This is a genomic window from Stenotrophomonas nitritireducens (assembly GCF_050984405.1).
GTDB classification, from domain to species: domain Bacteria; phylum Pseudomonadota; class Gammaproteobacteria; order Xanthomonadales; family Xanthomonadaceae; genus Stenotrophomonas; species Stenotrophomonas nitritireducens_B.
Genome location: NZ_CP158790.1, coordinates 1,079,137 through 1,092,140, shown reverse-complemented (window position 1 = coordinate 1,092,140; position 13,004 = coordinate 1,079,137). Strand labels below are relative to the sequence as shown.

Genomic DNA, 13,004 nt, shown 5'->3' with positions numbered 1-13,004 from the left:
ATGTCCTCTTCGACCGCTCCCACCGAACGGCCTCGCATCACGGCCTGCATTATCGCGTTCAACGAAGCCGCGCGCATCGGCGACTGCCTGACCTCGCTGGCGTTCTGCGACGAGATCGTGGTGGTGGATTCGTACTCCAGCGACGCCACCGTGGCGATCGCCGAAGCGGCCGGCGCGCGCGTGCTGCAACGGCCATTCGACGGGTTCCGCAGCCAGAAGGCGTACTGCGTCGAACAGGCCCGCCACGACTGGGTGCTGTGCCTGGACGCGGACGAGCGCGTGAGCGCCGAACTGCGCGGGGCCATCGAACGCGCGCGCGATGGCGGATTCGCCGGCGCGGCCGGCTACCGCTTCGCGCGCCTGTCCGAGTATTTCGGCCGTTTCCTGCGCCATGGCAACGCTTATCCGGACCGCGTGCTGCGCCTGTTCGACCGCCGCCGCGGCGGCTGGCGCGGCAAACGCGAAATCCACGAAGCCGCCAGCGTCGATGGCGTGGTGCGCACGCTCGGCGGCGACCTGGTCCACTATCCCTACCGCTCGTTCGAACAGCAGCTGGCCAAGACCCAGCGCTACGCGCGCATGATGGCCGAGCACGAATTCGCCCGCGGCAAACGCGCCACGCTCGGCAAACTGGTGCTCGCGCCGGCCTGGCGCTTCTGGCGCGGCTGGCTGCTGCGCGGCGGCTTCCGCGACGGCTGGCACGGCCTGGTCTATGCCTACGTGCGCGCCAATTACGTGCGGCAGAAGACCATCATGCTGTGGCTGCTGCAGAACGGCCGGAACGTCGCCGATCCGCCCCGCGATCAGCCCTGAGCGGCGTGCGGCCGGCGCCGTCCGGGCGCGGCGACCAGCGACAGGCCGGCGAGCACGCCGACCAGCGTGGCATAGGTGCTCGCGGTGATCTGGTGGGCGAACATGGACTGGGTGGCGCCGCACAGCACATAGGCGACCACGACCATCACCCCGGCCGCGGCCGGTCCGCGGAATCCCCCCTCGCCGCTGCGGCGATGCAGGTGGACGAACATCCACAACGGCAGCCCGTAGACGCACAACAGCAGCAACAGGCCGGGAATCCCCTGGGTCGCGGCCCACTCGGCGATGTCGTTGTGCGCATGCCCCAAGTGGCAGCGCTCCTCGGCCGCGCCCGGCTTCCGGCAGTCCGGCAGGCGCTGCATGGCCGCATCGAAGTGACCGATGCCCACGCCCGCCCAGGGGCGTTCCAGGAACGTATCCCAGGCCACCTGCAGTCGCTCCAGGCGCGCGCCGGCGGAGGAGTCCACATCGCCGACCTCGATGCGCTGCACGTCCTCGTGCAGCTCGCTCAACCGGGTGCGCTCGCGCAGCTGCGGGATGGCCAGGACCAGCACGGCGGCCATCACCACCAGCCCGGCCAGCGCGCCCAGGCGGACGCGCCCGCTGCCCCGGCGTATCGACAATGCCATCGCCAGCAGCAGCGCGAGCAATGCCGGCCATGCGCCCCGGCTGCCGCTGAGCAGGATCACGCCGCCACCGGCCGCCATGCCCAGCGCGATCCAGCCCCAGCGACCGGGGGGACGGCAGAACACCAGCAGCACCATGAACACCAGGGTGACGTCGGCCAGGACGATGGAGTTGGTCCAGGCCTCCGCGCGCGGCCAGCCCTGGACGACCTGGTAACCGGCGACGGCAAGGGTAGCGAACAGGCCGGCCAGCGCGCCCCACCACAGGGCCTCCAGGCGCGGACGGAACGCGCATACCCAGAGCAGCGCCCACGGCATGGCCAGGAACCGGGTGCGGTAGCCCTCGTCCCGGAACGCGCTTTCGAAATGCCAGGTGGACACGACGGCAGAGGCCAGCAACGCCACCGCCAGGGCCAGCAACAGGTATCCGAAGGTGCCGGCACGCTCGCGCGCCCGCCACAGGCTGGAAACGCCCATCGCGGTGGACGCCAGCAGCACCACGGCAAAGGGAAGCACGTTGAACGGCGTACTGACCATCACTGCCGGCAACAGGAACAGCCCTGCCGATGCCAGCATGCCCAGCGCGTCGTTCCGCTCGAGACCGGCCGTCCCGCTGTACGTCAGATTGCGTGCCATCGCCGCCACTCTGGGGCCGAAGCCATGAATCATTCCCTACCAGACAGTCCAACGGGCGCGAGGATTGAAGGGGTCGGCGGCGAATCAACCCCACCGGAAACGACACTCCGCCGGACAATATCACGCCTGTATAATTTCTTTTCTGCCCGTATTCACACTGTCGCCGATCTCCCTCATGAAACGCATCCTGGTAACCGGCGGCGCCGGCTTCCTCGGCTCGCACCTGTGCGACCGCCTGATCGGAAACGGCCACGACGTACTCTGCGTCGACAATTTTTTCACCGGCAGCAAGCGCAACGTCGCGCACCTGATGGGCAATCCCGGCTTCGAGCTGATGCGCCACGACGTGACCTTCCCGCTGTACGTCGAGGTGGACCGCATCTTCAATCTTGCCTGCCCAGCATCTCCCATCCACTACCAGCACGACCCGGTCCAGACCACGAAAACCAGCGTGCACGGGGCGATCAACATGCTCGGGCTGGCCAAGCGGCTGGATGCGCGCATCCTGCAGGCGTCCACCAGCGAAGTGTACGGGGACCCGGAAGTGCATCCCCAGCAGGAAGGCTACTGGGGCCGGGTCAATCCGATCGGCCTGCGCAGCTGCTACGACGAGGGCAAGCGCTGCGCGGAAACGCTGTTCTTCGATTACTTCCGCCAGCACGGGCTGGACATCAAGGTGGTGCGCATCTTCAACACCTACGGGCCGCGCATGCATCCCAGCGATGGCCGGGTGGTGAGCAATTTCATCGTGCAGGCGCTCAAGGGCGAGGACATCACCATCTACGGCGACGGCAGCCAGACCCGCAGCTTCTGCTACGTGGACGACCTGATCGACGCGATGGTCCGCATGATGGACAGCGAACGCGGCTTCACCGGGCCGGTCAACATCGGCAATCCGGGAGAGTTCACCATGCTGGAACTGGCCGAAAAGGTGATCTCGCTGGTGGGAGGCGGCTCGCGGCTGATCTTCCAGCCGTTGCCGGAGGACGACCCGAAGCAGCGCCAGCCGGACATCGCGCTCGCCCGTTCGGCCCTGGACTGGGAGCCGAAGGTGGCGCTGGACGATGGGCTGAAGGAAACCATCGCCTACTTCCGCCGGGTACTGGCGGCATGAGCACCATGGCCACCACCTTCTCCGTCGTCATCACCAGCTACAACTACCTCCAGTTCGTCGTGGAGGCGGTGGAAAGCGCGCTTGCGCAGACCCGGCCGGCCGCGCAGGTCATCGTCGTGGACGACGGTTCCACCGACGGCTCGCCGGCCATGCTGCAGGAGCGCTACGGCGCCGACCCGCGCGTGACCCTGCTGTTCGGCGAGAACGAGGGGCAGCTGGCGGCCTTCCAGCGCGGCGCGGCGGCCGCCACCGCCGACGTGGTCTGCTTCCTGGACGCCGACGACCGCTGGAAACCGCAGTACCTGGAGAAGATCGGCGCGGTCTACGACGAGCGCCGCGATGTCGATTTCGTGTTCAGCGACCTGCAGACCTTCGGCATCGACAACCAGGACATCCTCTACGAGGACAGCAAGGCGCCGATCGATCTGGGCTACACCGCGATCAGCACCTATTTCTTCGTCACCTGGTATGGCGCCCCCACCTCGGCGCTGTCCCTGCGCCGGCGCTGGGCGGACACCGTGCTGGACCTGCCGCACAGCTTCCGCAGGCAGTGGAAGCTGTGCGCCGACGCCTGTCTGGTCCATGGCGCCAGCATCCTGGGCGCGCGCAAGTTCTACCTGCCCACCGGCTGCGTCGAATACCGCACCCACGGCAGCAATGGCTGGTGGGCGACGCGGCAGCAGCCCGCCTCCCTGTACCTGAACGGCCTGCGCAACTACGGCATCGTCCGCCACTACGCCTGGCGCAGCGGACTGGACGACAACTGCAGCGTCCACAGCAAGAACGAATACCGTACCAAGCCCGCGCCGACGCGCAAGGAAAGAAAGCGTTACGCGTCGCTGGCCCTGCGCGGCGATGGCCCCTGGTGGAAACGCTACGAACGCGCCATCGGCATCCTTCTGGGTCGCAGGCGCGGCCGCCGCTGACAGGGCAAACTCCGGCGCCGCCCGGCGGCGCCAGACAGCTCAGTGGCAGGAGACGGCCCGGGTACGGAAGCGCCCGGGCAGGTTGTGCAGGAACCAGCGCACATCGAGCTTGAGGCGGTAGCCTTCCCGCGCCAGCCAGCGCCACAGCCCGACCGGTTCCTTCTGGCCCTCGCGGGCCTGGATGATCGAATCGAACGATTCGTCGCTGCTCACCAGGCCGGGTTTCAGGCCCAGGCATTCCACGCCATGCAGCCAGGCCAGGTCCATGTAGTCGTCGACGGCGACGACCCATTCGTCGGCATGCCGCAGAAAGCGCGCGGCCGCATCCGGCGCAAGGTAATAACCGAACGTGCACAGCGGACTGCGCCAGTAGCGATGGAGGACATGGTCGCCGATGCAGCGCCAGGGTTCGCTCGGCCTGTCGGCCGCATGCAGGCGGAAATACCCCACGTCGTCCGGCAACTGGCGCAGATCGGCCAGGAACGCGGGCAACGCCGGATCGATGGCGATGTCGTCCTCCAGGACGATCATCGGCTGCCCGCTGTCCACGCAGCGCTGCCAGAGCAGGTAATGGCTCGCCCAGCAGCCGATTTCACCGGGACGGAACGGCCTGCCCTTGCGCAGCAGCCGCTTCTTCTCGGCCACGTGGCTGAACAACGGGTGCGGCTGGCGCCCGTTCACGGCCTCGAAGAACCGGAACCGCAGTCCCAATGCCCCCGCCTGACGCTCCATCGACGACCGCCGGTCGGCCGAAGCGGGCAGGTTGATCACGTAGATCGGCAGGTCGGTCATGGGCCGAGGCGTCAAGGTACTTCTGGACTGGGTGATGCATGAGGGCGGGACACGCCGGCCGACGGAAACAGGGCAGATCCGTCGACCGTCCTGCTCCGGGCGCGGCGGGCGCGACGGTTGGCGGGATGGGAAGCCTTCACGCTACAGGCGGAGATTTTCACAAGCATTGCACACGGACCCGCGCGTCCATGTGAACGGGGCGCCTGCCAGCGCGGATGCCATTCAGCCAAGGAAGCCCGCCCGGCCGCCCCGCTACCGCGCCTTCACCAGCCGCGCCTGGAAGAACCCGTCGCCGCCCTGCTCTCCGGGCAGGCGCTGGCGCGTGCCGGCGTCGCCATGGCCGAACCCCTCCGGCAAGGCGTCGATGCGGGCATCGGGGGTGCGGGCGAGGAATTGGGCGATCTGCTGCTGGTTCTCGCGCCGCAGGATCGAACAGGTGGCGTAGAGCAGCACCCCGCCGGGCGCCACCACCTGCCATAGCGCGTCGAGCAGCCGCGCCTGCTGGGCGGCCAGCGCGTCGATGTCGCCGGGACGGCGGTGCAGCAGCACGTCGGGCTGGCGGCGGACGACACCGGTCGCCGAACAGGGAGCGTCCAGCAGCACCGCGTCGAAGGGCTCGCCGTCCCACCAGGCGCCGAGGTCGGCCGCATCCACCGCGCGCGCCTGCGCCGCCGCGCCCACGCCGGTGCGGGCGAAGGTCTCGCGGATGCGCTGCAGGCGGCGTGCGTCCACGTCCAGCGCCAGCAGGCGCAGGGTCGGATCACGTTCGAGCAGATGCGCCGCCTTGCCGCCCGGCGCGGCGCACGCATCCAATACCCGGGCGCCGGGCGCCGGCGCCAGCGCGTCGGCCACCTGCTGCGCCGACAGGTCCTGGATCGATACCCCGCCCTCGCCGAAATCCGGCAGGCTGGCGACGGGTACCGCGACCGGCAGGCGGATCGCATCGGCGGCCAGCGTCGACGCCTCGCCCTCGATGCCGGCTTCCCGCAGCCGCTCCAGATAGGCGTCGCGCGCGTGGCGCTGGCGGTTGACCCGCAGCCACAGCGGCGCGGGCTGCAGGCTGGCGGCGAACACCGCCTCGGCCTGCGCCGGCCAGTCATGCCGCACCTGCGCCAGCAGCCAGCCCGGCCAGGCGTCCTCGGCGCCGGCGGCGGGGAATCCTTCGCGCTGGGCGCGGCGCAGCACCGCGTTGACCAGACCGGCCTGGCGCTCGCGTCCCAACGCACGCGCCGCATCGACCGTGGCCGACAGCGCGGCGTGCGCCGGCAGTTCCAGCGCGTCCAGCTGGGCGAAGCCGGCCAGCAGCAGCCCCTTCAGTTCGCCGTCGCGCGGTCCCAGCGGCTTCTGCAGCCACTGCCGCAGCGCCTGTTCGTAGACGGAACGGCGGCGCAACGCGGCGAAGCTGATCGCCTCGAGCAGGGCGCGATCGCGGCTGTCATCCAGCCGCGGCAGCGTGGCCGCCAGTTCCGCCTTCAACGAGCGGCCGCGGCCGACGACCGCGGCCAGTACCCTGGCCGCCAGCACGCGCGTCTGCACGCCGGGCTGCTGCGCCGCGCCACCCTTCCACGGTCCGGATGCGGAAGCCACCATCCGCTCAGCCCCCGACCGGCAGGTCGCGCCGGGCATTGAGGTAGTCGGCGGCGGTGATCGCCTTGCCGCCTTCGCGCTGCACCACGCGCAGCCGCAGCGCGCCCTGCCCGCAGGCGATGTCGATGCCGTCGCGGGACGCGCCGATCACCGTGCCGGGTGCCTTGCCCTGGTTGTCGTCGATGGCCACGGCGCCATGGATGCGCACGCGCTCGCCGGCCAGCGTCGCCTCGGCCACCGGCCACGGATTGAACGCGCGCACCCGCCGCGCCAGCGCGGCGGCGTCCTGGCCCCAGTCCAGCCGGGCCTCGGCCTTGTCGAGCTTGTGCGCATAGGTGACGCCGGCCTCCGGCTGCGCCTGGGCGATCGGCTTGAGCCCGGCGCGCAGCAGGCCCAGGCCGTCGGACAGCACACGCGCGCCCATGTCGGCGAGGCGGTCGTGCAGCAGGCCGCCGGTATCGGTGTCGGCGATCGGGGTGCGCTGGCTCAGCAGCACCGGCCCCGTATCCAGCCCGGCTTCCATCTGCATCAGGCAGACGCCGGTTTCGCCGTCGCCGGCCTCGATCGCGCGCTGGATCGGCGCGGCGCCGCGCCAGCGCGGCAGCAGCGAGGCATGCACGTTCCAGCAGCCGTGGGTGGGAATGGCGAGCACCGCGCGCGGCAGGATCAGGCCGTAGGCGACCACGATCATCAGGTCCGGCTGCAGGTCGCGCAGCTGCTGCTGGGCTGCGGGCGTCTTCAGGCTTTCCGGCTGGAACACCGGGATGCCGCGGGCGATGGCGTCGAGCTTGACCGGCGACGGCATCAGGCCGCGGCCGCGGCCGGCCGGGCGGTCGGGCTGGGTGTAGACGGCGACCACTTCATGGTGGCGCGCGGCGGCCCCGAGCGAGGCGACAGCGAACTCCGGCGTACCGGCAAAAACGATTCTCATGCGATCCAACTCCCGGAAAGAACGACGGCGCCGAGGACGGCGCCGTGCGATGCGCGGACTGACGGCCCCGGCCGGGCCGGGCGGCCCGCCTCAGGCGACGTGCTTGCGCTGCTTGGCCAGCTTCTTGCGCACCATCTCGCGCTTGAGCGGCGAGAGGTAGTCGATGAACAGCTTGCCGTCCAGATGGTCCATCTCGTGCTGGATGCAGGTGGCCAGCAGGCCGTCGGCGGCCAGCTCGCGCTCCTTGCCCTCGCGGTCGAGGAAACGCACGACGATGCTGTCGGCGCGGGTCACGTCGGCATAGATGCCGGGCACCGACAGGCAGCCTTCCTGGTAGACGCGGCCGCTTTCGCTGGCGCTGGCGATCTGCGGGTTGATGAACACCTGCGGCGCATCGTGCTCCTCGCTCACGTCGATGACCATGAAGCGCTTGTGCACGTCCACCTGGCTGGCGGCCAGGCCGATGCCGGGGGCGTCGTACATGGTCTGGAACATGTCGTCGAGCAGCTGCTGGAACGCCGGCGTGGTCACTTCGGCGGCATCGACGGTGGCAGCCTTGGTACGCAGCCGTGGGTCGGGGAATTCGAGAATGGGCAGGAGGGCCATGGGGTACACCGATAGGGGATATGCCGCGCAATCCGGCAGGACGTCCCAATTCTAGCGCCTGCGCTTGCCCGGCGCCCCGGGTTCTGCACTATAGTGCGCGGACCTGTTGGGGAATCAGGCAGATCGCAGCCATGCTGAAACAATTACGTACGGTCGCCGCCGTCGCGTTGCTGACCGTGACGACCTATGCCGTGGCGGTGGAATCGGGCGCCACCCATCCCGACACCTATGTGGTGCGCAAGGGCGACACGCTGTGGGACATCGCCGCCCGTTTCCTGAAGAAGCCGTGGCTTTGGCCGGAAATCTGGCAGGCCAACCCGCAGGTCCGGAATCCGCACCTGATCTATCCGGGCGACGTGCTGAGCTTGGCTTACCTGGACCGCGTGACCCCGCAGGCCACGGTCCAGCCGGGCAAACGCGACGAGGCGCCGATCAATGCGGTGCCGCTGTCCGAGGTTGAACCGTTCCTGAAGAACCTGTCCGTCGTGGACAGCTTCAAGGAACTGCCCTACGTCGTCGGCCTGGAAGACAACCGTCTGCGCGGCAGCGCCGGCCAGCAGGCCTATGTGCGCGGCCTGCAGGGTGCCCAGCCCGGCCAGCGCTACGCGGTGCTGCGGCCGACGGTCCGTTATGGCCAGCCCAAGCCCAGCGACGACCTGGACGTGCGCGGCGACACCACGCCGCTCACCGGCAACCTCTGGAAGAGCTACGTCGCCAGCAGCGACCGCCATGAACTGCTCGGCTACGAACTGGCCCAGGTCGCCGTCGGCACCGTGAGCCAGGTCGGCAGCGGCGAGCGCGAGGCCTCCACCCTGCTGCTGCAGGACAGCGGCCGCGAGGTCCGCGTCGGCGACCGCCTGGTGCCGGTACAGGCCAATCCCTACGACCTCCAGTTCATTCCGCATGCCCCGACCGCGTCGTTCGCCGACGGCCACCTGCGCGTGCTGGCCGTCGCCGATGCCCTCACCTCCGGCGGCCCGCGCGATGTCATCGCCATCGCCGGCGGCAGCCGCGACGGCATCGACAACGGCACGGTGTTCTCGATCTGGCGCAGCGGGCGCCACGTCAACGACCGCGTGACCGGCATGGCGACCTCGCTCACGGACGACGCGCTGAAGCCGGGCGCCGGCCGCGTGTCGCTGCCCGACGAGTACGCCGCCCATGCCATGGTGTTCCGCACCTTCGACAAGGTCAGCTACGCGCTGGTGATGGAAGGCACCAAGCCGGCCCGCGTCGGTTACGAGCTCAAGCATCCGGACGCGCAGTAAGCGTCGCGGCAAAAACCGACGTTGCACCACGATGGCGCCCGAGGGCGCCGTCGTCGTTTCAGCGCCAGCATGCCGCGCATGCCCACTCCCGCAGACGATGTCCGCCGCCGCGCTGAAATCGATGCCCTGCTCGCGCTGGTCCTGACCGGCGGCCCGGCCGGGGTATCCCGCGACCTGCTCGACCGCTTCGGCAACGCCCCGGAGGCGCTGGCCGCAGCGCACCCCGCCCGGGCCGCGAGCGGGTGCGGCCCGCGCCAGGCCGAGGCCCTTGCCGTCCCGGCGCCGGAGCGCATGGAACAGGCCCGCCGCTGGCTGGAGCACCCGCGCCACCACCTGATCGGCTGGCGGGATGCCGACTATCCGCCCCTGCTGCGCAGCAGCCCGAATCCCCCGCTGGCGCTGTTCGTCGATGGCGACCCGGCCTGCCTCTGGCAGCCCGCGATCGCCATCGTCGGCAGCCGCAATCCCAGCGCGGGTGGACGCGACAATGCCTACGACCTCGCGCGCGCCCTGTCGGCGACGGGGCTGTGCATCGGCAGCGGGCTGGCCGCGGGCATCGACGCGGCGGCGCATCGCGCCGCGCTGGATGCCGGTGGCCCCACCTTTGCCGTGATCGGCACCGGCCCGGACCTGGCGTATCCCCGCCGGCACGCCCTCCTCCAGGAACAGGTCGCCATCAGCGGCGCGGTGGTCAGCGAATACCCGCCCGGCACGCCGCCGCGCACCGGCCAGTTCCCCGCCCGCAACCGGCTGCTGGCCGCACTGTGCCTGGGCACGGTGGTGATCGAGGCGGCCGAACGCTCCGGCGCCCTGATCACCGCCCGGCTGGCCGCCGAAGCCGGGCGCGAAGTGTTCGCGGTGCCCGGCTCCATCCGCAACCCGATGGCGCGAGGCTGCCACCGGCTGATACGCGATGGTGCAACACTGGTGACACAGGCCGCCGACATCCTCGAAGGCGTGGCCAATCTGGCCGGCGAACTGGCGGGCGCCTTGCAAAACCGGTTGTCGACCCCCATTCCGGATGCGCCGGGCGCCCCCTGCCCGGCCTTCGCCCCACCGGACCCGGACTACCAGCGCTTGTGGAATGCGCTGGGTCACGACCCAACCGGTATGGATTCACTGATCAGACGCACTGGATTGACGGCCAGCAGGCTGTCATCCATGCTGCTGGCCATGGAACTGGAAGGAAAGGTGTCGTCCGCATACGGCTGCTACACCCGCTCCTGAGGTTCCTTCACCTCCACAGCGCCGCCTGGCGCAGGCCGAGGGCAATGAAAGAGAGCATCCTGGACGTCCTGCTGTATCTGTTCGAACACTATTTCAGCGAGGACGCCGATCTCATAAGAGACCGCGATTCGCTGCAGAACGGCCTGATCCAGGCCGGTTTCAGCCCCACCGAGATCAACAAGGCGTTCGACTGGCTCGATGCGCTGGCCGAGCAGCGCCCGGCCGTGGGCCAGGCGCGGGTGGATGGGCCGGTGCGCATTTTCCATGGCCCGGAACTGGACAAGCTGGACGTGGAGAGCCGCGGCTTCCTGCTGTTCCTCGAGCAGCACGGCATCCTCGACGCCGACCAGCGCGAACTGGTGCTGGACCGCGCGATGGCGCTGGACCAGGACGAGCTGGACCTGGACGACCTCAAGTGGGTGGTATTGATGGTGCTGTTCAACCAGCCGGGCGCCGAAGCGGCCTACGCCTGGATGGAAACCCAGATGTTCGTCGACGAACCCGAGCCGCTGCACTGACAAGGCCGGCAACGCTTCGAAACCCGGCTCCGTTCGGGAAAAGGATCGGGGCAGGGACGAAGCTGCGCCGGATCGCCCGCAATCACGAGGCTGGACGCATCGCCACACGTGCTCCCGCGGACGACAACCGGGGACACGGCGGGGTGAACGGCATGCCGCACGAAGCTTCACGTAATCCGTCCACTCCCACGCGGTGCCGCTTCTCCCGGCGGGAGAAGACAATCCCTCGCGCACCCAGGTGCGTTCCCGCACGTACAGCCGCAAGGAAATCCCCGTGAGCCAATGGTTCTATGCCGAGGGCAACCGCGAGCGCCGCGGCCCGCTGCCCGCCGAGAACATCGCCGCGCTGTTCCGCTCCGGACGCATCGCCGGCGACACCCTGGTCTGGCGCGAGGGCGCCGGCGACTGGCGCCCGCTGCGCGACTTCGCCGCCGAACTCGGCCTGGACATGCCCGCCGGCCCCGCGCCGGAACCGGCCGCCCCGCCGCTGCCGCCCCCGGTCCAGCAGGTGCACGTCGTGGTACCGGCGCCCCGGCCCGGGCTGTCCGGCTGCGCCATCCTCGGCATCGTCGCCGCCGTGGGTGGCGTGATGGTGGTGGCGATCGCCGGCATCCTCGCGGCGATCGCGGTGCCGGCCTACAACGACTACCTGCTGCGCGCGAAGGTGACGGCGGCGCACGCCCAGCTGCAGCCGCTGGCCGCCGAGGTCGCGCGATCCGCCTCGGCTGGCGGCCACTGTCCGGTCAACGGCGACGAAGGCTTCGACAGCCCGGAAAGCTACGCCGGCGGCGATATCGGGACCGTGCGCATCGGCCGCTTCGACAATGGCCACTGCGGCCTGGAAGCGCGCTTCCACGTCCCCGGAAAAGACAAGCTTGACGGCAAGCACCTCTGGCTCGACTACGATACGCAGACCGCCACCTGGACCTGCAGCGCCGACGTGGCGGACAAACACCTGCCGGCCGGCTGCCGCGGCTGATCCAGGACGAACAGGACATTACGGGGAACACCAGATGAGTCAGTGGTACTACGCCGACGCCCAGCGCGAGCGGCACGGGCCGGTCGAGGCCGACATCCTCCGCGACAAGTTCCGCAGGAACGAGCTGGACCTGGCCACGCTGGTCTGGCGCGAAGGCATGTCGCAGTGGCAGCCGCTCTCGGCCATGGCCGAGGAACTGCAGCTGCTGGTGCAGGCGGATGCCAGCACCGGCATCGACCTGCGCGCGGATTACCAGGCCATCGAGGACGGCACCGCCGTCGCGAAGGCCGCCGCCAGCGCGCATTCGCCCTACGCCGCACCCGCCAGCACTGGAAGGGGCGAGGCGGTGGTCAACGGCGGCGAGATCGTCTATGCCGGCTTCTGGAAGCGCGTGGCGGCCTATTTCATCGACAGCCTGATCGTCGGCATGGTCGGCGGCGTGATCGCCATGGTCATCGGCATGGTGCTGGGCATCGGCATGGCCGGGCTGGGCAGCGGCGACACGATGGGCGCGGGCTTCATCGCGATCCAGCTGCTGACCAACCTCATCTCCATCGGCCTGTCGGCCGCCTACTACGCCGGCTTCCACGCCTCGGCGGGCAAGGCCACGCTGGGCAAGATGGCGGTGGGCATCAAGGTGGTACGCAGCAACGGCGAGCGGATCACCATCGCCCGCGGCATCGGCCGTTACTTCGCCGCCATGCTCAGCGGCCTGATCCTGTGCATCGGCTACCTGATGGCCGCCTTCACCGAGCGCAAGCAGGGCCTGCACGACATGATCTGCGACACCCTGGTGGTGGATCGCTGGGCGTTCACCGACCATCCGGAATGGCAGCAGCGCGGCCTGGGCACGGTGACCATCGTGATCCTGTCGCTGTTCGGCGTGCTGGTCGTGGTGGGCATCGTCGCCCTGCTGGCGGTGATCGGCATCGCCGCCTCCAATTTCAGCTGAGTCACGCGCCGCCGCTTGACAACGGCGGC

13 protein-coding genes are annotated in these 13,004 nt (G+C 69.7%); 8 read left to right on the top strand and 5 right to left on the bottom strand.

Annotated features, from left to right (window positions below; all coding sequences use genetic code 11):
* Positions 1–813, top strand: coding sequence for a glycosyltransferase family 2 protein (locus ABTV91_RS04525; protein ID WP_433853431.1), 813 nt, complete (start codon positions 1–3; stop codon positions 811–813).
* Here ABTV91_RS04525 and ABTV91_RS04520 read toward each other — a convergent pair.
* Positions 804–2,105 (bottom strand): O-antigen ligase family protein, encoded by a 1,302-nt coding sequence (locus ABTV91_RS04520; RefSeq protein ID WP_433854116.1) that lies wholly within the window; start codon positions 2,103–2,105, stop codon positions 804–806. The genes ABTV91_RS04525 and ABTV91_RS04520 overlap by 10 nt on opposite strands.
* A 145-nt stretch (positions 2,106–2,250) precedes the next feature.
* Here ABTV91_RS04520 and ABTV91_RS04515 point away from each other — a divergent pair, with 145 nt between their 5' ends.
* Together ABTV91_RS04515 and ABTV91_RS04510 are read left to right on the top strand one after the other, a co-directional pair.
* On the top strand, positions 2,251–3,189 hold the full coding sequence (locus ABTV91_RS04515) for a UDP-glucuronic acid decarboxylase family protein (protein WP_433853430.1): 939 nt from the start codon (positions 2,251–2,253) through the stop codon (positions 3,187–3,189).
* Positions 3,186–4,115, top strand: a complete 930-nt coding sequence (locus tag ABTV91_RS04510; RefSeq protein WP_433853429.1) for a glycosyltransferase family 2 protein — start codon at positions 3,186–3,188, stop codon at positions 4,113–4,115. The genes ABTV91_RS04515 and ABTV91_RS04510 overlap by 4 nt, the downstream gene beginning before the upstream one ends.
* Positions 4,116–4,154: 39 nt before the next feature.
* Here ABTV91_RS04510 and ABTV91_RS04505 read toward each other — a convergent pair whose 3' ends face one another.
* From ABTV91_RS04505 to def, 4 genes are all read right to left on the bottom strand, one after another.
* A complete protein-coding gene (locus ABTV91_RS04505; protein ID WP_433853428.1) occupies positions 4,155–4,907 on the bottom strand; it encodes a glycosyltransferase family 25 protein in 753 nt (250 codons plus the stop codon).
* Between the two features lie 252 nt (positions 4,908–5,159).
* Positions 5,160–6,494 (bottom strand): 16S rRNA (cytosine(967)-C(5))-methyltransferase RsmB, encoded by a 1,335-nt coding sequence (gene rsmB / locus ABTV91_RS04500; RefSeq protein WP_433853427.1) that lies wholly within the window; start codon positions 6,492–6,494, stop codon positions 5,160–5,162.
* Positions 6,495–6,501: 7 nt separating this feature from the next.
* Complete coding sequence (gene fmt / locus ABTV91_RS04495) at positions 6,502–7,425, bottom strand: methionyl-tRNA formyltransferase (RefSeq protein WP_433853426.1); 924 nt, start codon at positions 7,423–7,425, stop codon at positions 6,502–6,504.
* A gap of 90 nt (positions 7,426–7,515) precedes the next feature.
* The gene (def, locus tag ABTV91_RS04490; protein ID WP_433853425.1) at positions 7,516–8,031 is read right to left on the bottom strand and encodes a peptide deformylase; all 516 of its coding nucleotides are present in this window, start codon (positions 8,029–8,031) and stop codon (positions 7,516–7,518) included.
* A 131-nt stretch (positions 8,032–8,162) separates the two neighbouring features.
* Between def and ABTV91_RS04485 the strand changes: the two genes are divergently transcribed.
* The 5 genes from ABTV91_RS04485 to ABTV91_RS04465 all read left to right on the top strand — a co-directional run bounded on the left by ABTV91_RS04485 (position 8,163) and on the right by ABTV91_RS04465 (position 12,975).
* Positions 8,163–9,299, top strand: a complete 1,137-nt coding sequence (locus ABTV91_RS04485; protein WP_433853424.1) for a LysM peptidoglycan-binding domain-containing protein — start codon at positions 8,163–8,165, stop codon at positions 9,297–9,299.
* Between the two features lie 78 nt (positions 9,300–9,377).
* The gene (dprA, locus tag ABTV91_RS04480) at positions 9,378–10,526 is read left to right on the top strand and encodes a DNA-processing protein DprA (RefSeq protein WP_433853423.1); all 1,149 of its coding nucleotides are present in this window, start codon (positions 9,378–9,380) and stop codon (positions 10,524–10,526) included.
* Positions 10,527–10,570: 44 nt separating this feature from the next.
* Positions 10,571–11,044: a DUF494 family protein gene (locus tag ABTV91_RS04475; RefSeq protein ID WP_153191108.1), complete on the top strand. Its 474-nt coding sequence runs from the start codon at positions 10,571–10,573 to the stop codon at positions 11,042–11,044.
* Positions 11,045–11,318: 274 nt separating this feature from the next.
* Positions 11,319–12,023 (top strand): pilin, encoded by a 705-nt coding sequence (locus ABTV91_RS04470; RefSeq protein ID WP_433853422.1) that lies wholly within the window; start codon positions 11,319–11,321, stop codon positions 12,021–12,023.
* A 34-nt stretch (positions 12,024–12,057) separates the two neighbouring features.
* Complete coding sequence (locus ABTV91_RS04465; RefSeq protein ID WP_433853421.1) at positions 12,058–12,975, top strand: RDD family protein; 918 nt, start codon at positions 12,058–12,060, stop codon at positions 12,973–12,975.
* Positions 12,976–13,004: the final 29 nt, after the last annotated feature.

Excerpts from the sequence above, each read along its gene's own strand:
- ABTV91_RS04465 (WP_433853421.1), top strand. The coding sequence starts at position 12,058 with ATGAGTCAGTGGTACTACGCCGACGCCCAGCGCGAGCGGCACGGGCCG.
- ABTV91_RS04475 (WP_153191108.1), top strand. The coding sequence starts at position 10,571 with ATGAAAGAGAGCATCCTGGACGTCCTGCTGTATCTGTTCGAACACTAT.
- def (WP_433853425.1), bottom strand. The coding sequence starts at position 8,031 with ATGGCCCTCCTGCCCATTCTCGAATTCCCCGACCCACGGCTGCGTACC.
- ABTV91_RS04515 (WP_433853430.1), top strand. The coding sequence starts at position 2,251 with ATGAAACGCATCCTGGTAACCGGCGGCGCCGGCTTCCTCGGCTCGCAC.
- ABTV91_RS04525 (WP_433853431.1), top strand. The coding sequence starts at position 1 with ATGTCCTCTTCGACCGCTCCCACCGAACGGCCTCGCATCACGGCCTGC.
- ABTV91_RS04485 (WP_433853424.1), top strand. The coding sequence starts at position 8,163 with ATGCTGAAACAATTACGTACGGTCGCCGCCGTCGCGTTGCTGACCGTG.
- ABTV91_RS04505 (WP_433853428.1), bottom strand. The coding sequence starts at position 4,907 with ATGACCGACCTGCCGATCTACGTGATCAACCTGCCCGCTTCGGCCGAC.
- dprA (WP_433853423.1), top strand. The coding sequence starts at position 9,378 with ATGCCCACTCCCGCAGACGATGTCCGCCGCCGCGCTGAAATCGATGCC.
- ABTV91_RS04510 (WP_433853429.1), top strand. The coding sequence starts at position 3,186 with ATGAGCACCATGGCCACCACCTTCTCCGTCGTCATCACCAGCTACAAC.
- fmt (WP_433853426.1), bottom strand. The coding sequence starts at position 7,425 with ATGAGAATCGTTTTTGCCGGTACGCCGGAGTTCGCTGTCGCCTCGCTC.